This window comes from Acinetobacter sp. Z1, assembly GCF_024296945.1.
Taxonomy (GTDB): domain Bacteria; phylum Pseudomonadota; class Gammaproteobacteria; order Pseudomonadales; family Moraxellaceae; genus Acinetobacter; species Acinetobacter beijerinckii.
Genome location: NZ_CP101115.1, coordinates 3,163,332 through 3,183,844, shown reverse-complemented (window position 1 = coordinate 3,183,844; position 20,513 = coordinate 3,163,332). Strand labels below are relative to the sequence as shown.

Genomic DNA, 20,513 nt, shown 5'->3' with positions numbered 1-20,513 from the left:
GAGCGCTTTAACCTACGGACTGACGAAGACTTGAGGGAGCGCACCGTTTTAATTGTTGTATTAAGTCATAAAGATGATGAATATTTAAACTTACTTTAGCACGGGTACACGCGACGTAAAGTAATCTTAACTCTTCATCTGTAATTTTATGTTCTAGCCCATTAATCTTGAATTGGTAATCATCTTCAATATGGACGCGATTCCATTCTAATCCTTTGGCTTTGTGCGCAGTTGAAATTACATAATCTGCTTGTTCAATCGGTGTGATTTTTGCCAAAGCTTTCTTGAGTGGTTCAGTGCCATGATCATCGACTAATTTAACTAAAGGCTTGATATCACTGCCATCGTTGGTTTCACAATATTCATGTACATCATGCCAAGAGTTAAACCAAGCGAGTTCAGGTACATCGGTAATGCGTTTGCCTTGTTTCAGTAAACTGGCTGCATCAACAAATCGGCTGAGCTTTTGGTGATCGGCTTGCAAACCGACTTTATCACCATGCACTAAGCCTGAAAGTAATAGTTCCATTGCTCTTGCATTGGTACGGCACAGAATAGCATCACGCATTTTAGTGTGGGGTTTATTCACCACACTAGATTTTTGGTTTGGATTGCCAAGGAGTGGCACAGTTTCATTTAGTGCGCCCAAAATAGAATTCGCAACATCAGCAATCGCATCACCAAAGCGGAATGACGTGGTTAAACGACTTTCATGCAATGGCATTTGTTGCATCGCATTGACCGCACCACGCCAAGCGTAAATTTGCTGATGTGCATCACCAACGTAAATGACTTGGGTACTTTTTTGACGAAGTAATATGCCAAGCATCAAAGGATCAGCATCTTGTGCCTCATCAAATAGAACATAATCTGTTGGAATATTTGGTTCTGATAAAGCCCATAATTTCAAATAAATATCATGCCCAATCCCTGCTTGATGATTTTGATCAATCGATTCTAACCAACGGCGTTCAACCGCAGGGTAGAGGTGCTGTTGTAGGGACTCAATGTCATCTTGATGCAACCAGCTGGGCGCTTGAATATGGCGAGGTGCTGGATATTGTGAGCTAGTCGAGCAGAAATAGCTGACAGCATTGGCAACCAAACTTGCAAGTCGACTTGGCATCAATACATATTTTTCGTAACGACCACCCATCAGACGGCGTAGTGTAATTGGTTCTAGGCGATATTCTTTGGCGATAAAACTTGGGCTTAAACGCGGTAAGCGTAATTTATCTGTGACACCACGTGGCACGCTGCGAAAGGCAAGAGAGTGAAAGGTTCTGCAATTCACATTAGCATGAAATTTACTTTGTGCTTCTGATGCGATGGCTTTATTAAATGCTAAGTACATACCACGCCGTTCAGGCATGGCATCACTGATCATTTGTAAGGTTGTCGTTTTTCCTGTGCCAGCATACGCAATCACTTTAAAGGATTGTCCTAAACGGGCATTGTCTATGGCAATCGCTTGCTCATAGGTGGCTTTTGGTTTCTCAGAATTTGACACAGGCTCTGGTTACGCCTCTTTACTACGGTTGGCTTTCTCCACTAAGCCTGATAAACCTTGGCGACGCGCAAGTTCATCTAGCACTTCTTGTGGATTAAGATCGAAGTAACCGAGCATGACAATACTGTGGAACCATAAATCTGCGACTTCATAAATCAGATCATGTTTATTTTCGAGTGAAGCAAGCAAAGCATAATCTTTGGCTGCGATAATGCTTTCAATACTTTCTTCGCCAACTTTTTCTAAGATTTTATTAATACCTTTTTTATATAGGCTCGCAATATAGGAACTATCAGCTTCCGCATTTTTGCGTTCTTGCATTAATCGACCAAGATAGCCAAGTACATCAATTTGTTCACTGTGATTGTGATCATGCGTTTCAGTTTTGGCTGCTGCACCATAAATAGCTGTTGGATCTTTCAATTGAGCATCGACAATTTCCCAACCTTGAGAGGTCAGTTTGCGATAGAAGCAAGACTCACGACCTGTATGACAGGCAATGCCACCATGCTGTTCAATTTGCAGAATAATCACATCAGCATCGCAATCCAAACGAATTTCATGCACTGTTTGAAAGTGTCCTGATTCTTCGCCTTTGTGCCACAACTTTTGACGTGAGCGTGAGTAGTACACCGCCTGATTTTTTTCAGAAGTCAGTTGTAAAGCTTCACGATTCATCCATGCAACCATTAACACTCGACCAGTTTGATGATGTTGCGCAATGGCAGGAACAAGACCATTGGAATCAAATTTAACTTCATCTAACCAGTTTGACATGAGTGAAAATCCATTGAGTGGAGAGCAGGTAGTTTAGCGGTTGTGGCAGAGGTTGGCTATGCTTGTTGGGTAAAAAGTCGAAGATAGGGTGTTAACGATAGTTCGAGATTTCAATCAAATTTTGATCAGGATCACGAAAATAAATTGATAAAATTTTTCCCATTGCTCCAGTTCTTTCGATTGGTCCTTCAATAATTTCAATATTCAGTTGTTGCAGATGTTCAATCACTTCTTTTAATGGTGATTCAGCAATAAAACATAAATCGGCTGAACCCGCAGTCGGGCGAAGTGCTTTGGGTTCAAACTCTTTTCCGACTTGATGTAAATTGATTTTTTGATTACCAAATTGCAGTGCTTTGCGATTTTCTCCGAAAGTAATCATTTCAAAATTCAGGGCAGACTGATAAAACTGACAACTGATTTCAATATCAGCGACTGTCAAAACCAAATGATCTAAATGACTAACTTTCATACTTAATTCACTTTTTGCTTTTTATTCACATTCAGTTAAGGATTGATTATTTGGAATCACGGCCTTTTCATGGTGCTGATACTCAGCAATCTGCCGATAACTCATTTGTTGGAACATGTTGGTTTTTAAGCCTGAAATGGTGATTGTCATTTCTTTACGGAAATAGGGGATTTGATACATCCAAGGAAAAGTGAGATCACGTATGCCACCCGCCCACCAGTGATTGGATTGATACAACGGCGTGAGTAAACGACTGAGAAATTGATAGAATTGAGTCGAAGAGCGACGCTGTTGATGATAGTGTTGCCACAATATCGACCAGTCAATTTGCTGATTTTTCTTGGCTGTTTGTAGAGATTGCGAAAAAGCCCACGCATCTAACAGTGCCATATTCGCACCTTGCCCGAGTTGTGGACTCATGGCATGTGCGGCATCACCAATCACTCCAATGCGACCTTGCCCAAATTGAGACATCACTACATCACGGTATTGTGCGGACAACCATTCAGGTTGGATTTGTTCATCGTACACAATCTGTTTCAGCCATTCTGCGACATCAGGCCAACGATCTGAGACTTGTTTTAACCATTGTTGTTTTGCAGATTCATCTTTTAAGAATGATTGTAGTTGCGATGCAGGTAAACTCCAAAACACACTGGAAAGCCGTTGTTGCGGAGCCGTAGGAATAGCACCTGTCGGCAATACACCCATCATGATTTTAGAGCGATCATAAAATTGATGCAGAATTTCAGGGTTCAAGCTTAAGCATTCAGGTACGATTGTCCATGCAGCGCCCCACGGATAGGGCTTATCGATTTTAACCCATGCTTTAGGGCGGAGTTGACTGCGTGCACCATTGGCGATCAATACCGCATCGAAACAGTCATCAATTTTTTGTTGTTTGAATGATCCAAGGACTCGGACTTCATTATGACGCTCATCAATGCTTTCAATATTATGTCCCATCTTCCAAGTCACATGACTTGAATATTCAGCTAATTTTTCAGTTAAGACATGGCATAGAGTGGCACGATGAATCCCGAGACCATAAAGGTTGTTACCCGCCTGATGATAGTGGCTATTTATCAATAAGCGTTTATTTGGGAGTTGCCCTTCTAAACCTGTGACTTTTGCACCTAATTTCAAAGCTTGATCAAGTACACCGATATGCTCAAAGACAGCCAAGCCAGCGGGTTGCAGCAATAAGCCTGCACCAACAGGAGAGAGTTCATCGACCTGTTCAAAAATTGTGACTTGATTGCCTTCGCGTGCAAGTAGAATTGCGGTTGCGAGTCCTGCTGTACCTGCGCCAATAATGGCAAAATGAGGTGTTTTCATTGTTTGTTCTTTTAGAATGTTTATAGATTCAATTGAATAATGATCTTAACGTATCTAAGTGGTTTTTTTAATAAAATCATGCAACAAAAAAAACCCTTGTTTGTACAAGGGCCTTATAATTTATTTCATAATCCGCCACAGCGCCAAAAGACTACTTAACACGATAAGAATAATAGATACAAACCAAGGGCTAATAATCGCAATTGTTAACATAATCAACATGGTGCTACCAAACATCCAGCTACGGCGTTGTTGCTGTTGCATTTGCAAACGCATTTGTTGTATTTCGCGGAGTTGTTTGTCTTGCCATGCCGATTGGTTTTTTAAACCATTTAAACTGTCAATTAATAATGTTGGTAAATCTTGAGCGCCTAATAATAGATCGGGAATTTGCTGTCCAATTTCTTTGATATTTTTAACTGGATTCATATTGGCTTTGACCCATTCGGTTAGGATCGGTTTTGCCAGTTTCCAGATATCCAGTTGTGGGTAAAGATCTGTGCCTAAGCCTTCAACATGCACCAATGTTTTGAGTAACAACATCAATTGCGGTGGAATTTCTAAATGGAAACGACGTGCAATATCCATCACTTGAATCAAAATTCCTGCGAAGTCCAATTGATCCATTGGTTTTGACACCATTGGCCCAACAGTACGACGCATTTCACGTGATAACGCATCTTGATCCGTGCCCGGTGGAATCCAACCTGCTTGATGTACGATCTGAATCAATTGCATAAAATTGCTGTTCATCACCGCAAGTAACATACGAGCAATCGTCATTTGATCGTGCTTCGACAACTCACCCATAATCGCGCAGTCCAACGCAATAAAGCGTGGGTTACTTGGGTTAATGGTCTCGACAAAGACATTACCTGGATGCATGTCAGCATGGAAAAAGTTGTCACGGAAGACTTGGGTAAAGAATATAGTTAAGCCTTTCTCCGCCAAATCAGCGCGGTCCATACCCAAACGATCAAAGGTCGCGATATCTGAAATCGGAACACCCGTGATACGTTCAGCCACCATCACGTCTTTACTGTCCATATAGACTTCTGGCACGTACATCATGCTTGAGCCAGTAAAATAGTGACGCATGCGGCGGGTATTGTCTGCTTCAAGACTCAAATCAAGCTCATTTAAGATAATTTGACGATAATCTTGAATAATTTCAGATAAGTGCAACGCACGAGCAGCTTCTAAACGGTTTTCAAGCCAGTCACCGAGCCATGCCAAGATTTCAAAGTCTTGCAGAATTTGATTACGAATGTCTGGACGAGTGACTTTGACTACGACCTCACGACCATCATGTAATGCAGCCGTATGCACTTGTGCAATTGATGCAGCAGCAAGAGGTTGCTCATCAAAGCGAGAGAATAATGTGGATACATCTGCTTTAAGTGATTCTTGGATACGTTGTTTGGCTAACCGAGTGTCATAGGGTTTGACGCGATCTTGCAACAACACCAATTGTGATAACACTTCTGGTGGAATCAAATCACGACGAGTAGACAGTAACTGCCCCAATTTAATTGCTAATGGCCCCATATCCTCTAAAGCTTCTTTAAGCTTGAGCGGATTTTTTTTCTCGCGACTAGACCAAGCCGCAGGATGCATTTTGATTACATTTAAGGCATGGCGTGCTTTGGCTGGTAATTCTTCCGCAGGGAACAAGGTGTCAAGGCGGTAGTGTGCTGCTATACGCCAGAGTTCGAGTAACCGTGTAACATGCGGAATCATATAAAATCTTACCTAGTCTTGAGAGGATTGTTTTTGTGGGTTGAAAGAAGCCTGTAATTGCTGAAACTTTGCTTCTAAGCGATCTAGCTCTTGATTGAGCTGGCGAGTTTCTCGATTCAGATCATCCATTTGCCAACGTGGTGCAAATAAGCCACTATCTTCCTTAAGTGCATCTTCGACAAAGAACAAATGACTTTGCAACGAGCGTTTTATTTGTTGAGGCGCAAGCTGAATTTTGCCCAACTCATGTGCCAGTTGTGGACCGATCCAAGGGGATAGATGCGCCGCAAGATCAGGCTCGACCTGTTGCATAATTCTTTGAATGTCTTGCAAAAGATGATAATCACCCTGTAAAGGAATATTACCGATCTGATCCATATCACTCAACAGCAGCTTTATTAGCTCTACTACATTCGAAACCTTCAAAGTTGCTGTAGCATCGCTAATCTTATTTTGATTATCGAAAGGGCGTTGTTCGAAAATTGAAGGCGTTTGAGCCTGTCCTGTGACGGTAGGTTCTAGGCGAACTTTATTTTCATCAAAAAACACATCAACTGAGAGTTGTGGGCTATCGATCACAACGCGTAATAATTGACCTTGCAATTGATTTAATTGGATACGTGTAATCGCATCCAAATCAATCACATGATGAATGATACGTTCGACTGCACCCAGTGCTAAAATCGACCACATATCTTAAGCCTTACAGTTTGAATCCACGGTGAACTGCAACAATACCACCAGTTAAGTTGTGATAGTCACAGCTTTGGAAGCCGGCATTTTCCATCATACCTTTGAGTGTGCGTTGATCTGGATGCATACGAATTGATTCTGCAAGGTATTTATAGCTTTCAGCATCATTGGCAACCAATTTGCCCATAATTGGAAGTGCGGTGAATGAATAAAAATCGTAGAGTTTTGAGAATGGTTCAAAAACAGGTTTTGAAAACTCAAGTACCAATAAACGACCACCTGGCTTGAGCACGCGATACATTGCTTGTAATGCAGCATCCTTATCAGTCACGTTACGCAAACCAAAACTGATTGTCACTAAATCAAAACTGTTGTCGGCAAATGGTTCTAAGGTTTCAGCATTGGCAAGTACGAAATCGACATTGGTACAGCCTGCATCAATCAGACGATCACGACCTACATTGAGCATTGACTCGTTAATATCTGAAAGAACAACATGTCCTTGCGGACCCACTTCACGACTGAAGACTTTGGCTAAATCACCTGTTCCGCCCGCAATATCCAATACATGTTGACCGCGACGTACACCAGACATATTAATTGCAAAACGTTTCCAAATACGATGAATACCGAATGACATCAAGTCATTCATAATGTCGTATTTACTCGCAACAGAATGGAATACTTCTGCTACTTTTTGTGCTTTATCATCACTGCTTACAGTTTGATAGCCAAAGTGTGTGGTTGCACCAACATTACCTGTATTTGCGCCACGAGGTAGATTGTATTTTGGAACTGAACCTGTTGGCGTTGTTGCAGCCTGTTGTTGTAAAGATTGTTGCTGACCTTGTGGTGCTCCCTGTGGAAGCGGTGTGCTGAGGAAAGGACTGACTTTGTCTGAACTTGGGTTTTGCTCAACTTCTGGGGTAGGCTGTTGGTTTTCGTTAGACATTGTTTTCTCCTAAACTTTCGCTCTAGCGGCACGAATCAGCAAGCATGATGACAGATTTTGTAATTTTTTACAGGCTTTAGCATGCAATTGATATGAATAATATACAGAAAGTCACTTTCTCAAAAGTGTTTTAATTCTTGTTATGCGTATAGCAAAATCCCTCTTTTAGCAAAGAGGGATGATGAGCTGAATTTAAGGACGAAATGGGTCAGGATGTCCTGCGTGAACTTTCTCAATAATTTCACGCTCTTTTTCAGTAAATGTTTTGATGAAAACAGCCGCAGATTTCATCGGTTTCATGGCAGCAAAACCTTCTTGGATAAATTCATACATACGTTCAAATTGATATTTGTTGGCGATGCCTCTACACATTTTAAACGCTGCAAACATCATGGTAGAACGCATGTATTTATCAAGTGTAATCCCTAACTCATCAAGCAAAGCTAATTGTTGATAGCGTGCATCACCTTGATCAAGTTTGATCAGCGTTTGACGCATAATTTCATCAGTCAGCGGAGTGTCGAGTGGATAATCTTGCAACAATTGACTTGCAACTTGTTCATCGAGCTCAGTTGCAAGCACGGCAAGGCTTACGGACTTAGTTCCTGTTTTAATTGCATTTTCAGGAAGTAAGCTCTCAGCTTTATGCGCATATTTTAATAGGCGTTCAATCTGTTGAGCCATCGCATCAAAATCTGGACCACCATATAAACGGTTGAGAAAATATTGCGCCATCAATTGATTTTCAGGTTGTGCAAAAAAATCTTGGTGAGTTGCTGCAATGCGAGCTTTCATCCATGCTTGAACATCATGTAAACGTTGTGCCAACGCAGGATCTTGATGATAGTTTAGAGTTTGATATTGTAATAAAAGATGATCAAATGCAGCGAGTTTTGACATGTTCGAACTCAAAGAAATAAAACGTTAAAATCATAAAGCGCATCATAACCAAGAACTATGACAGCATAAACCCTAATTGTTTAACAATAAGTCACTAGTGCTATACACTGATTTTGTCTACATAAACTGTACAAGCGTTCTGATTTGAACAGAACTGTTTTCAATATACTTATTTTTAATAAAGAGCCATTTAGAGCACCACATGACTGAACAACAACCACAATTTGAATTACGTGATGAAGATGAATTATCTTTAGATTTGATTGAAGCCCAATACGCACTTAAAGATAGCCGTGACAAGAAGAATGCAAAAAGTGTTTTAGTTTTGGTCAGTGGAATAGAGCTAGCAGGAAAAGGCGAGGCTGTGAAGCAATTACGTGAATGGCTTGATCCTCGTTATCTGAAAGTGAAGGCAGATGCACCAAAGTTACTGAGTTCTAATCAAACTTTTTGGCAGTCTTATACTCGCTTCATTCCTGCTGAAGGGCAAATCGTGGTGATGTTTGGCAATTGGTACAGTGATTTACTCTCAACTGCGATGCATGTTTCAAAACCTTTGGATGATAATTTATTTGATGCATATATTGAACAAATGCGCTCCTTTGAAAATGATTTAGAAAATAATCATGTACATGTCATCAAGGTTTGGTTCGATTTGTCATGGAAATCATTACAAAAACGTTTAGATCAAGTGGATGCTTCCGAGCAGCATTGGCATAAATTACATGGCTTAGATTGGCGTAATAAAAAACAATACGATACTTTGCAAAGCTTAAGTCAAAGATTTACCGATGATTGGTTCATCATTGATGGTGAAGATGAGGCGTTGAGAGATCAGTGTTTTGCACAATATGTCTTGCAAACCCTAAAAGCTTTGCCAAGTCACCAAACCAAAGTAACTGAAAAGTGGCAACAAGCAGAAGTTCCAAAAGCTTTACTAGAGCCTGAGAAAGCCAGTTTAGAAAAATCAGACTATAAAGAAGAGTTAAATAAACTCAGTAAGAAGGTCGCTGATGCTTTACGTTATGATGATCGTAAAGTCATTATTGCTTTTGAAGGAATGGACGCCGCAGGAAAAGGCGGTGCAATCAAGCGCATCGTCAAAAAACTAGATCCTCGTGAATATGAAATTCATAGTATTGCTGCACCAGAACGATATGAGTTAAGACGTCCTTATTTGTGGCGTTTTTGGAGTAAGTTAAGTGACGGTGGCAAGATTACAATTTTTGATCGAACGTGGTATGGGCGTGTTTTGGTAGAGCGGATTGAAGGCTTTGCAAATGCCGTTGAGTGGCAGCGTGCTTATGATGAAATTAATCGGTTTGAAAATAATTTAGTCGATTGCCAAACAGTGTTAGTCAAAGTTTGGCTTGCCATCAGTAAAGATGAGCAAGAGCTTCGATTTAAAGAGCGAGAAAAAACGCCACACAAGCGATTCAAAATCACTGAAGAAGATTGGCGAAATCGCGAAAAGTGGGATGACTATTTAAATGCGGCTGCTGATATGTTTGACCGTACCGATACCGATTATGCACCATGGTATGTGATTGCAACGGACGATAAATACACAGCTCGGATCGAGGTTTTGAAGGCGATTTTAAAACAATTAAAGGCGGATTAATCCGCCTTCGATTTTGATATTTGATCAAGCCACAATAGTATTGCGACTTTTTTGCTGAATGCGTTTTGCCAAGTTATAGCAATCTTGAATATGTGCTTCAGTGATTTTACGCATCATAAAATAGCCCAAACTCGCTGCAATGAGCTGACCGCCCAAAGGAATAAATTTGGTCACTTGTTTGGTGGCGATTTTAGTGAAGAAGCCATTAAAAGACTTTTTCATGGCTGTGCGGGCAACCACAAATCCTGAAAATTCGAATCCACGTTTACGTAGTTCATCCCAATGTACTTTTTTAGTTTCAGGGTCATACACACTGATATGTTCAGGTGCAAGACCAAAGCGTGCATTTATATCGGGAATAATTTGAGTCAACATGCCGAGATCGACGACAACATCAAAAAAAGGAATCGGTACAATCGCTGCGCCTGCTGACCAATATGCACGCTTCTTTGTGAGTTCTAAGCATTCCTCACGAATCTGTTCCAAGTTTAAACTTGGGTCAATCGAATCAGGAATTTTTTCAATTTTCATAAAGTTATACCTAAAGTCTATTCCTTGAGATTACATTCAATCGTATTGAATCATGAATTTCAAAACAATTTTTTTATTTGATTGTGTGTTTAACGTGACATAGTTACACGAAGTTGTATAGTGATAAATATGTACGTTTTCGTGCATTTATATGATCAATTTTTTGATGAGGTTGGATTGTTACATGGGTATTCATGTTATTCAGAGTCAACGCCTTGATGTGTTATTACAAGGTGTGATGACATCAATTACCCAGACTATTACCTCGCCATTTCAGGTGTTTAAAACCCAACATTTTATTGTGCCAAGTGCTGCCCAAGAGCAATGGTTAACGCAGAAAATTGCTGAACAGCAAGGGATGACGGCAAATTATCAATTTCATCAACGGATTCGGGGCTTTCAGTGGTATGCCTATCAACAGGTTCTTGAGAATAAAGAAAAGGTTCGTAAAGCCAATATTCCGCGTTTGATTTTGAAATGGCGTGTGCATCAAGCTTTACAGCCATTCATTCGTGCTGACAAAATCAATCTTGAGCCAGAGCATCCGTTATATTCAATTGTGCAGCGCATTTATGACAGTGCAGATCAGTTGCAACAGGGCACAGAAAAGCAACTTAAAAAACAAAGTATGCTGTATTGGGTGGCAGAACAAGTATCCCATCTATTTAATAACTATATGATTTATCGTGGTTACTGCCAGAGTAACTGCAAAAGCAATTGTATGTGCTCAGGAAATTGGCTTTCAATTTGGGGACAGAATAAAGCACTCAATATCGAAAATTTGATCTCGAAAACAGATCAGCAAACGTCAGCATTTAGTCTGCAACAAACTGAACAATTAGAAGCATGGCAACGTTGGTTGTGGCAAAACCATTTTCATGATGACTTTGTAGAAATGCAAAGCATTGATGCTGATTTTTGGCAAATTTTAGATAATGAACAGACTCGCACACAAGCATTAGCGCAATTACCGACACAAGTGATTGTGTTTACTTTATTGGATTTACCGCCGAGTCAATTACAGTTTTTACGCCGTTTGGGACAATATCTAGACGTGTTGATTTTGCACTATAACCCTTCTCAGGAATATTGGGCAGATAGTGTCGATCCCTTGTGGAAACAACGTTATGACTTGGGGGTGAAAGAACGTTTTATTGGCAAAAATCCAAAAGCGACGGATGCTGAAATTTCAGCATTTTTTGAAAGCTTTAGTCTAGGTTTTAATGCCTTAAATCGAGAATCTCGTCATCCATTACTTACACGGCTTGGTAAACAGGCACGAGATAATTTCTCTTTATTATCACAACTGGCTTCGGGGGAAGAAGGGAACTGGGTGGATGCCTTTGTTGATCATTTTCCTGAAACGCTATTGGGCAAGATACAGTCTGATATTTTTTATTTAGCTGAACCGATTGCTGAGCAATACCCACTTCAAGTGGATGATCATTCGATTCAGATTCATGTTTGTCATTCTAGTTTGAGGCAGCTTGAAGTCCTGAAAGAACAATTAATACATTGGTTATCCGTACCAGATTCTGTAGCACGTCGCCCAAATGATATTTTGATTCTTACGCCAAACTTAGCTGAGTTAGAACCCCTAATTCGAAGTGTTTTTCCATCTGTTCCAAATCAACACGATGTGTTTCTTCCTGTCAAAATTGCAGGTGTAGCACAGTTAGATGCTTTAAATGCATGGCGTGCAGTTTTAGGACGTTTGCAATTGCCGCAAGGGCGGTTTAGCCAAGATGATTTTGCAGATTGGCTCAATCTTACTGCGACACAACAACGCTATGCTTTGGATTACTCGCAAGCACAGCGCATTTTAGCATTGCTTAATGATGCAGGCTTTAAACGTGGTTTGGATGAGGTGCATCTTAAACAAAGTCTAAGTGCGGAGGATACGGATTACCGCTATAGCTTTAAGTTTGCATTAGATCGTTTAGCGCTAGGTATTGCTGTACCAGCACATGTGATGGTGCAGCAGACTTTAAGTTATGCATTGGTGCAGCCGAGTGATTTTGAATTGATTGGTATTCTGATTCAGATTTATCAGGATTTATCAGCACGACGAGACTGGTTGGTGGCACATGAACAGGGTCAACGTTTATCTGTAGAATCATGGTTAAAACTGATCAAACAAGATGTGCAAGAGTTTGAGCAAGCTGACATTGTGGCTTTGAAAGCGGTTCGTGAAATTATTCAAAAACAAGAGCGTATGCTGACTTTAGCGAGCTATTACGATGATACTGAAACACAGCTCCGCCAAATATCATTACCTTTGCCGTATATCCTTGAAGAAATTCAACGTACTTTAGAGAGTCAATCTACGCAAGTTGAACCCACAGGGCAAATCACCTTTAGCCAAATTGGACAAATCCGTCCGATTCCTTATCGCTTAATTGTGCTGTTGAATTTGGATACAGGTAAATTTCCAAATCGCGACAGTCATATTCCTTTTGATTTGATGGATGCACTACGTCAGCAACTAGGAGATCGTTCTCGCTTAGAAGATGATCAGGGGGCTTTTCTAGATGCTGTGCTATTGGCGCAGGAGCAATTATGGTTGTTCTATAATGGCTTTGATATTAATGATGGCGAAGTTCGGGAGCCATCCAGTGTCTTACAAGGTTTCCGTGATCATTTGGGATTGATTATCAAACCGCCTCTTTCTCAATCTCTCTCACAGGGAGAGAATGCAGTAGCGCCAAAGGATGATTATTTGACGGGAGAATATGCAGCACTGCAAATTCCACCACAACTCTATCCGCTTTATCATCTGCATCGCTTGCAGCCTTTTGATCCACTCGGTTTTTTAGCAGAACAAAGTTATACGCGTTTTCAAGATCATTGGTTTAAAGTGGCATCACAAATTCAACAGGTTAAAGGTGAGCGTCAAGCTTGGGTGAATACGCCTTATTCTATTGAACAGAGTGAAATGGTGATTTTAGATAGTCAACAATGGATTCAGGATGTCACCTTTCCAGCAAGACTATATCTAAAAACCTTGGGTGTGGAGAATCTCAGTGCTACCGACTTGGTTGATCAAAACGAGCCTTTGTTATTAGATGGTTTAGGTAAATATGCAATCCGCCATTTTTTACAGCAACAAGATAATCAAAGCTCACCAGAGATTCTGCAAGATCAGTTACCTGTAGGTAAGGTACAGCAAAGTGCTTGGCAACAAAGCCAACAAGAACAACAACGTTTGTTGGAGCGATTGCAGGAATATGCAGCAGCACCGACTGAAACAACGCAGCGAGTTTGGCGCGTTTCCAAACAACTGCAAATGAGTTGTGTGACTCCGAAACAAATGACGCAAGACTGGGTGAGTTTAGATGCATCAAGTGCTCGTGCTAAACGCTTTGCCAAAGTGTGGTTGGAATATTTACTGTGGTTGATGATATTGAATCATGATTCGGCGACAGAGAAGCGCCGTATCGTGGTATTTAGCGATCAAACCGTGATCTGTGAAGGCTTGAGTTCGCAGCAAGCGCAGCAATATTTACAAGCATGGTTACACCTTTGGCAAACTGGGCAACAACAACCAGTGGTATTGCCATCGGCGTTATTACTAAAGCCTTTGGAAAAAGGCAAGCACTATGATTGGATTGAACAGAATAGCCAGCAGGTTTTAGTCGAAGACAGTCAAAAGCAAGTTTTGAAAGATTGGAATGATACAGGTGATTTTTCGGGTTTTGATATGACACAAAACGAAGCGTGTAAACTACATCGTGATTGGCAATTTATTTTACAAGAACAAGATGCAGCAGCACTATTACAATACGCCTGTGATCATTATAGCTATGCGCTGTATCAACCTGTTTTTGAATTTTTACGAGTGGAGTAAGACATGAGTTCAAAATTTCCTGTGTCTTATCAACCCATTTGTGATATTCAATTTGAAGGTCTACATTTGATTGAAGCATCGGCTGGAACGGGTAAAACGTATACTTTGTCGAGTTTGATGGTTCGCATTTTCTTAGAAAAATATTTGCCTAACCAAGTAATTGCGACGACCTTTACTCGTGCTGCTGCCGCAGAGTTAAAAAGCCGTATCCGTGCTCGATTGATTGAAGTTCAACAATATTTAGAACCAATGCGAACGGTATTGGAAAGTGATATTTACATACGTGCAGCGCAAGAATCTGATCCGTTGAAGCAGCATTTACTCAAAACTTTTGCACCACGTATTGCCTATGCCTGTGAACGTTTAAAACTGGTGATCGACCAGTTAGATGAGCTGTTCGTAGGAACACTGGATAGCTTTAGCCAAAAGTTATTACGTGAGTTTGCCTTTGAAAGTGGCAAGATCGAACGTGCTCAAATCACTGAAGATGCGAAAGCTTATACACGTCAATTGATCCATGATGTATTACGAGAATGGATTCAATCACAACCCCAACATGTAATTGATGCACTTTATAGTGTGGGTGCGCTTAAAAGTGTGGATCATTTTGTCGGGATGGTTGAAAGCTCTTTAAATTTTAGCTCTGCACAATTTAAATTACCTGACATGCCTGTAATTGAGCTTGCTCAATTACAACAGTGGCAACAACAAGCACAGCAAATTGAACTCAGTGCTTTGGCTGAATATTTTAATTTAGATGGCGCATATTATTCTCATATTAATGGTACTTCTTTTCGTAACAATGCCTTTAATAAGCTCTTTTGTGAGTCTTTACCGCAGCTATTAAAAGCGCTTGCAGATTCGCAAAATGTACAGGTTTTTGATGGTTATCTTTCTGATGCTCGAGAGACTGTTTTTAAATTTTTAGACAAGCTCGACAGTCAGAAGATTTTTAAAAAATGTCCCGCTGAAGTCTCGGATGGTTTTTATCAGCATCCTACGATTCTACACATTCAAAAACTTTGCCATTCTTTAAAAGAAACACAACAACAATTTGAACAACTTCAGGTGTATCTAAAAGCGTATCTGTGTATTGAAGTCAAAAAACGCTTGCCGCAAGTATTACAGCAAAAAGGTGAAACCACATTTTCCCAACAAATCAAAACATTGTCAGAAGCATTAAAAGGTGAGCAAGGTCAACGTTTTGCGGTGTTTGTACAGGCACGCTATCCTTTGATTTTGGTGGATGAGTTTCAAGATACCAACCAAGATCAAGATGATATGTTAGCGACCATTTGGCGACATCCACAACGTTACCAAAAAGGCTGCATGATCATGGTGGGCGACCGTAAGCAGGCAATTTATGGTTTCCGCGGTGGTGATATGCTGACCTTTTTAAATGCTTATCAAGACATTATGTCGAAGCATGGGCGTGAATATAAGCTGATTCATAACCATCGCTCAGTCAAAGAGTTGGTTGAAGTTGTGGATGTACTATTTCAACGGCAAATGGATTTTGGTGAACAGGTAGTTTATGACCCAATTCAAGCGGGGGCACGTCCGCATCCAGCATTGATTGAAAATGAGCAAGTCAATCCTGCACCATTACGTTGGTTACAACTACAAGATGGAAATGAACAAGCAACCCAAGTAGCTTGGAAGATTCAAAGCTTACTCAATCAAGCCCATTTGCAACAGCTATATCTAGATGGAGAAAATCACCAAGTTATCAGTGAAGATGACATTGCGGTACTTTCACGTAGTCATCGTCAGCTAGATGAAGTTCAATATGCTTTAGAGCGATTAGGTATCCGTGTCAATCGTCCATCAAAGCGTAGTGTGTTTGATTCAAAGATCGCGCAAGATGTTGGCGCATTACTGACGGCATTACTGCATCCTTTTGATGAAGCCAAATTAAAACGAGCTTTACTCAGTCGACTGTTTGGCTTTGATTTATCGACACTCATCGAATTGGAACAGAGTGCAGAAGGGTTGAGTCATTATATTCAGCAGTTCGATGACATCCGTGAAATGTGGCTTAATCAGGGATTCTTGGCGGCATGGCAACGTTGTTTAAATCAATTTGAAATTTGGCAGCAATTGGTCGCAACGCAAAGTAAAGATAATGAACGTGCGGTGGTGAATCTACGCCATCTCACTGATATTTTGAGCCAGCACAGTGAGCATGTTCAAGGCATCCAAAACCTCTATCATTGGTATTTAAAACAACTCCATTCTCCAAGTGACCGAGAGTGGGAGCTGGAGCATAAGCTATCCAGTGAAGCGGGTGTGCAGTTGATGACCATTCATCAATCCAAAGGTCTAGAATTTAAAATTGTATTTTTACTTGGCGCGAACAAAGCATTTTCTGAAATGCAGAAGACTTTAAATTTCTCCACCACTGAAATTCAAATCCCCGAGACAGGACAGACCCGAACGCAACGTGTTGTGGCAATCGCAGATAAAAACTTTTTGCAACAAACAGAACTCGATCAGCATCAGCAACGTGCACAGGCTGAACAAAATCGATTATGGTATGTGGCATTAACGCGTGCAAGTCACCGTGTTTATGCGGTATTTGAACCTGAAAAAGGCGATAAAAATAAATTATCAGGTTTGGCATTTTGGAAAAACCGCGGGGATATTTTTCAGCATCAATATAGTGTTGAAGATCATTTGTTGTTGGAACGCCCAGCTTCTTTACGAACACAAGAAACTCAGCTAGAGCGATTATTAGCCGCTGAGCCTTTACCTACACAACGTTTTTATGCGCGTGGAAAAACCAGTTTTAGTTATTTGGCGCAGCATCTTAAACATAAAGCCAATCGCCTTGATCGCTTAGCGAATGCGGATCAACAGTTTGATCAGGCTGAAGATGAAATCAATCTCTTAACAGTTGAAAGTGTTGCCGTATCACAACCGATTGCTTGGATTAAACAATATTTTCCAAAAGGGACGTTGGCAGGAAATTTCCTGCATGAGATTTTTGAGCAGATTGACTTTCAGCATCCTGAAACATGGATCGAGGAAATTCGTCGCCGTTTTAAAAATACCTATCAAGCTTTATGGGTCGCATTATTAGAACAATATCAGCAACATTTTCCTGAACAAGAGAATGCTGAGCAACAGTTATATCAATGGATTGCGTTGTGGTTAGCAGATGTATTGCAAACACCACTCAACCAAGGTTTTCAATTACAACAATTAGTCGTAGGACAGTATTTATCAGAGTGTCCGTTTTACTTAGCGTTATCCGATCGTGTGTTAGCGATGCAGCGTGTACAACAGTTATTTGAAGAGTATGACATTCAAATGCCTGAGTTTATTGATGCGAAATCAGCACGCTATTTGAATGGTTCGATCGATTTAGTCTACTTTGATGGGCAGCGATACCATATTGCTGATTATAAGAGTAATTACTTAGGTGAAGATCAAGCAGATTATCAATCTACACACATTGCTGAAAGTATGTCTTTATCCAGTTATTGGCTTCAAGCCGCTTTATATTTAGTGGCATTGCACCGTTATTTAAGTGTGAAATTGCAAAATTATCGTATTGACCAGCACTTAGGTGGCGCATCTTATTTATATTTGCGCGGCATGAATGGACAAGCTGATCAAGGCTATTTTTATTGGAAACCTGAGGATGAGTTTATCTTGCGTTTGGACGCAATATTGGGATATTTCTTTGAGGATAAACTAGGGAATGTTGTGTAGATAAAATGGCTAAATTTAAATTAAACAAAGTCTTATCATGTGGATAAGCATGTTTATAACCTTGTGGACAAGCGTGTGGGTAAGTTTGAGGATAACTCTGTGGACAAGCTAATCAGTGATCAGTCAGAACAAATGACTTGGATAAATGTGTGGAGTCGTTATCTCACACAAGTCCAATTTTCTCAATCTGCTCAAGCAGATAGTGCTGCACATGTATTACAACAACTGATTGAAGCTAGTTTAAATGGCGATAGTTGTATTCAAGTTGATTCAGTTCAACTCGAAACCTTGGGTGATTTAGCAATTTCAAGCGAAAAAGCAGCCACTCAAGTTGCCCCATGTGTCTACGATCAGCAGGGCTTGGCATTATACCGATATTGGCAGTTAGAACAACGCCTCGCACAGCAGATTTGCCGATTAAAGCGACAAATGACACCAGCAATCGATATTTCTGAATATGAATCATTGCTTGAAGATGAATTTCAACAAGCTGCTCTGAAAATGGTATTGCAACAATGGCTCAGTATCATCACAGGTGGGCCAGGTACAGGTAAAACTTATACCTTGGCACGTATCATTGCGGCACTCAACCAAATGATTCCTGATATCCGAATTGCAATGGCTGCACCCACCGGAAAAGCCGCGCAGCGAATGCAAGAAGCACTGCAAAACTCATTTAAAGATCCTAAATTAATTGCTTCTGGTTTGGTCACCGATGAGTTACGCAATCAAAGCACACAGACCTTGCATCGTTTATTGGGAATGGGAAATCGACAAATTCCTCGCTTTAATGCGAAGCAGCCCTTGCCTTATGATGTGATTGTTGTCGATGAGGCATCAATGTTGGACTTAAATCTCGCCACTGCATTGTTTGAAGCTGTACCTGAATCTTGTCGAATTATCTTACTAGGTGATGCTAATCAATTGGCTTCGGTTGATGTAGGCTCAGTTTTGGCAGATTTACAGCAAGTTGATGCTTTGGCTGAGAACCGCGTGCAGCTTAAAAATAGCCGTCGATTTTCAGATGAAGCCAAAATCGGACAATTTGCACGATTTATTCAAGCACAACAAGATTCATCACGACCAGAATTGATTTTGACACAACTTGAAGACGAAATTGTAAAAGCTGCGCCGTTGCAAGATATTACATTAACTAAAGAAATGTCAGATGTGATCCAACTCGAGTATTTCGCTACTGCACAAAAAATGGATGTTGAACAATATCAACAAAAATTAATGTATGGTTTTCGAGCTTATGTTGATTCATTAATTGCCTATTTAAATGCTGAGCAACCGACAGAATATATTCAACAGGTGATCAGTACTTTTGATGACTACCGAATTTTAGCGGCAGTGAAACATGGTACTTTAGGTATTGAACAAATCAATCGATATGCTGAACGCTGGTTAAATCAGCAACTCAAGCAGATAGCGATTGCTGAATGGTATGTGGGTCGTCCTGTAATGATGACTTATAACGACTATCAGTTAGGAATTTCAAATGGCGATATTGGAATTTGTTTTAAACATAGAGCTCAGCCACAGCAATTTGAAGTGTTTTTTCCAAGTTTAAACAAATGGATTTCAGCACACCGTTTGCCTAGAAATATGCAAACCGCTTTTGCTTTAACTATTCATAAATCTCAAGGTTCAGAGTTTACACATACAGCGATTGTATTTGATGCAAATGCAGAAAAACTATTAAGCCAAGAGTTAATTTACACAGCCGTCACCCGAGCTAAAAAAGTGGTGACACTACTGGCAGACCGGAAAGCGTTGTTACAATCACTTACAGTACGAACAGTTCGCCGCAGTGGTTTAGTGCAAAAGATCAATTTAACGTGATTGTGTAATTATTCTTTAAAATTCACTATTTTGTAAGCAAAAGCTTACAGAGATTCGAGATATTGTCGCTAGAGTGAAATAAAGGTTTTTGAGATCATGTATACACAAAGAGCCTAGCAAGGAAAGCTAGGTAAATCGCAAAAATATTATAATAACGTCAATGAGACAGCGAACTTACAGTGAGGTAAGTGATAAAAGAGGAAACTTACAGCCGCTAAGCCTTGTAGTTTTGGGAGAGACTACAGGGCTTTTTTATTTATTATCAAAAAACGTTCATAACTCGATGATAATCATTGTATTTATTTTATTCAAATCTATTGTAAGCCTCATATGAGCATCTTCATTTTTAAACTTAATTTTTCAAGGGCTATTTATACTAAATATTTAAACTAAAAATATGATTGTTCTACAATTTTTATTTATTATTAAGTTAAATGTTATACAGACCTGTACGTTTTTGCTTACAAAGAGATAAGCAAAATGCTATTTTTCTCCACAATTGATTGTGACAGAATAGTCGGTATAGAAAGATAGCAAGCATCTGAATAAAGACTAAAATGATGATGTGTG

The 20,513-nt window shown here is 40.2% G+C and carries 13 protein-coding genes; 4 read left to right on the top strand and 9 right to left on the bottom strand.

What is annotated here, in order from left to right:
* Positions 1 to 7: 7 nt before the first annotated feature.
* The 8 genes from NGC85_RS15050 to NGC85_RS15015 form a co-directional block, all read right to left on the bottom strand.
* Positions 8 to 1,510 carry a UvrD-helicase domain-containing protein gene (locus NGC85_RS15050; RefSeq protein ID WP_254732208.1) on the bottom strand — a complete coding sequence of 501 codons (1,503 nt, stop codon included), beginning with the start codon at positions 1,508 to 1,510 and terminating at the stop codon, positions 8 to 10.
* A gap of 9 nt (positions 1,511 to 1,519) precedes the next feature.
* The gene (gene hisIE, locus NGC85_RS15045) at positions 1,520 to 2,287 is read right to left on the bottom strand and encodes a bifunctional phosphoribosyl-AMP cyclohydrolase/phosphoribosyl-ATP diphosphatase HisIE (protein ID WP_254732207.1); all 768 of its coding nucleotides are present in this window, start codon (positions 2,285 to 2,287) and stop codon (positions 1,520 to 1,522) included.
* A gap of 91 nt (positions 2,288 to 2,378) precedes the next feature.
* Entirely contained in the window at positions 2,379 to 2,759 is a 381-nt protein-coding gene (locus NGC85_RS15040) for a VOC family protein (RefSeq protein ID WP_254732206.1), read from the bottom strand.
* A 21-nt stretch (positions 2,760 to 2,780) separates the two neighbouring features.
* Positions 2,781 to 4,097: an NAD(P)/FAD-dependent oxidoreductase gene (locus NGC85_RS15035; protein ID WP_254732205.1), complete on the bottom strand. Its 1,317-nt coding sequence runs from the start codon at positions 4,095 to 4,097 to the stop codon at positions 2,781 to 2,783.
* A gap of 120 nt (positions 4,098 to 4,217) precedes the next feature.
* Complete coding sequence (locus NGC85_RS15030) at positions 4,218 to 5,837, bottom strand: AarF/ABC1/UbiB kinase family protein (RefSeq protein WP_254732204.1); 1,620 nt, start codon at positions 5,835 to 5,837, stop codon at positions 4,218 to 4,220.
* 12 nt (positions 5,838 to 5,849) lie between these two features.
* Positions 5,850 to 6,530, bottom strand: coding sequence for an SCP2 domain-containing protein (locus NGC85_RS15025; RefSeq protein ID WP_169108854.1), 681 nt, complete (start codon positions 6,528 to 6,530; stop codon positions 5,850 to 5,852).
* 10 nt (positions 6,531 to 6,540) lie between these two features.
* Complete coding sequence (gene ubiE, locus NGC85_RS15020; RefSeq protein WP_169108853.1) at positions 6,541 to 7,482, bottom strand: bifunctional demethylmenaquinone methyltransferase/2-methoxy-6-polyprenyl-1,4-benzoquinol methylase UbiE; 942 nt, start codon at positions 7,480 to 7,482, stop codon at positions 6,541 to 6,543.
* 192 nt (positions 7,483 to 7,674) lie between these two features.
* The gene (locus NGC85_RS15015) at positions 7,675 to 8,382 is read right to left on the bottom strand and encodes a hypothetical protein (protein ID WP_254732203.1); all 708 of its coding nucleotides are present in this window, start codon (positions 8,380 to 8,382) and stop codon (positions 7,675 to 7,677) included.
* 202 nt (positions 8,383 to 8,584) lie between these two features.
* Here NGC85_RS15015 and NGC85_RS15010 point away from each other — a divergent pair, with 202 nt between their 5' ends.
* Positions 8,585 to 10,003: a phosphate--AMP phosphotransferase gene (locus tag NGC85_RS15010; protein WP_254732202.1), complete on the top strand. Its 1,419-nt coding sequence runs from the start codon at positions 8,585 to 8,587 to the stop codon at positions 10,001 to 10,003.
* 24 nt (positions 10,004 to 10,027) lie between these two features.
* Here the strand turns inward: NGC85_RS15010 and NGC85_RS15005 are convergent, their stop codons facing one another.
* Positions 10,028 to 10,534, bottom strand: coding sequence for a hypothetical protein (locus tag NGC85_RS15005; RefSeq protein WP_005051067.1), 507 nt, complete (start codon positions 10,532 to 10,534; stop codon positions 10,028 to 10,030).
* A gap of 184 nt (positions 10,535 to 10,718) precedes the next feature.
* Here NGC85_RS15005 and NGC85_RS15000 point away from each other — a divergent pair, with 184 nt between their 5' ends.
* From NGC85_RS15000 to recD, 3 genes are all read left to right on the top strand, one after another.
* Positions 10,719 to 14,381 (top strand): exodeoxyribonuclease V subunit gamma, encoded by a 3,663-nt coding sequence (locus NGC85_RS15000; RefSeq protein WP_254732201.1) that lies wholly within the window; start codon positions 10,719 to 10,721, stop codon positions 14,379 to 14,381.
* A gap of 3 nt (positions 14,382 to 14,384) precedes the next feature.
* Positions 14,385 to 18,098 carry a UvrD-helicase domain-containing protein gene (locus NGC85_RS14995; protein ID WP_254732200.1) on the top strand — a complete coding sequence of 1,238 codons (3,714 nt, stop codon included), beginning with the start codon at positions 14,385 to 14,387 and terminating at the stop codon, positions 18,096 to 18,098.
* A gap of 132 nt (positions 18,099 to 18,230) precedes the next feature.
* A complete protein-coding gene (gene recD / locus NGC85_RS14990) occupies positions 18,231 to 19,943 on the top strand; it encodes an exodeoxyribonuclease V subunit alpha (protein ID WP_254805618.1) in 1,713 nt (570 codons plus the stop codon).
* The last annotated feature ends 570 nt before the right edge of the window (positions 19,944 to 20,513 follow it).

Bases quoted from the DNA above. Each gene is read 5' to 3' on its own strand.
- hisIE (WP_254732207.1), bottom strand. From the start codon at position 2,287: ATGTCAAACTGGTTAGATGAAGTTAAATTTGATTCCAATGGTCTTGTT.
- NGC85_RS15040 (WP_254732206.1), bottom strand. From the start codon at position 2,759: ATGAAAGTTAGTCATTTAGATCATTTGGTTTTGACAGTCGCTGATATT.
- NGC85_RS15035 (WP_254732205.1), bottom strand. From the start codon at position 4,097: ATGAAAACACCTCATTTTGCCATTATTGGCGCAGGTACAGCAGGACTC.
- NGC85_RS15030 (WP_254732204.1), bottom strand. From the start codon at position 5,837: ATGATTCCGCATGTTACACGGTTACTCGAACTCTGGCGTATAGCAGCA.
- NGC85_RS15025 (WP_169108854.1), bottom strand. From the start codon at position 6,530: ATGTGGTCGATTTTAGCACTGGGTGCAGTCGAACGTATCATTCATCAT.
- ubiE (WP_169108853.1), bottom strand. From the start codon at position 7,482: ATGTCTAACGAAAACCAACAGCCTACCCCAGAAGTTGAGCAAAACCCA.
- NGC85_RS15015 (WP_254732203.1), bottom strand. From the start codon at position 8,382: ATGTCAAAACTCGCTGCATTTGATCATCTTTTATTACAATATCAAACT.
- NGC85_RS15010 (WP_254732202.1), top strand. From the start codon at position 8,585: ATGACTGAACAACAACCACAATTTGAATTACGTGATGAAGATGAATTA.
- NGC85_RS15005 (WP_005051067.1), bottom strand. From the start codon at position 10,534: ATGAAAATTGAAAAAATTCCTGATTCGATTGACCCAAGTTTAAACTTG.
- NGC85_RS15000 (WP_254732201.1), top strand. From the start codon at position 10,719: ATGGGTATTCATGTTATTCAGAGTCAACGCCTTGATGTGTTATTACAA.
- NGC85_RS14995 (WP_254732200.1), top strand. From the start codon at position 14,385: ATGAGTTCAAAATTTCCTGTGTCTTATCAACCCATTTGTGATATTCAA.
- recD (WP_254805618.1), top strand. From the start codon at position 18,231: ATGACTTGGATAAATGTGTGGAGTCGTTATCTCACACAAGTCCAATTT.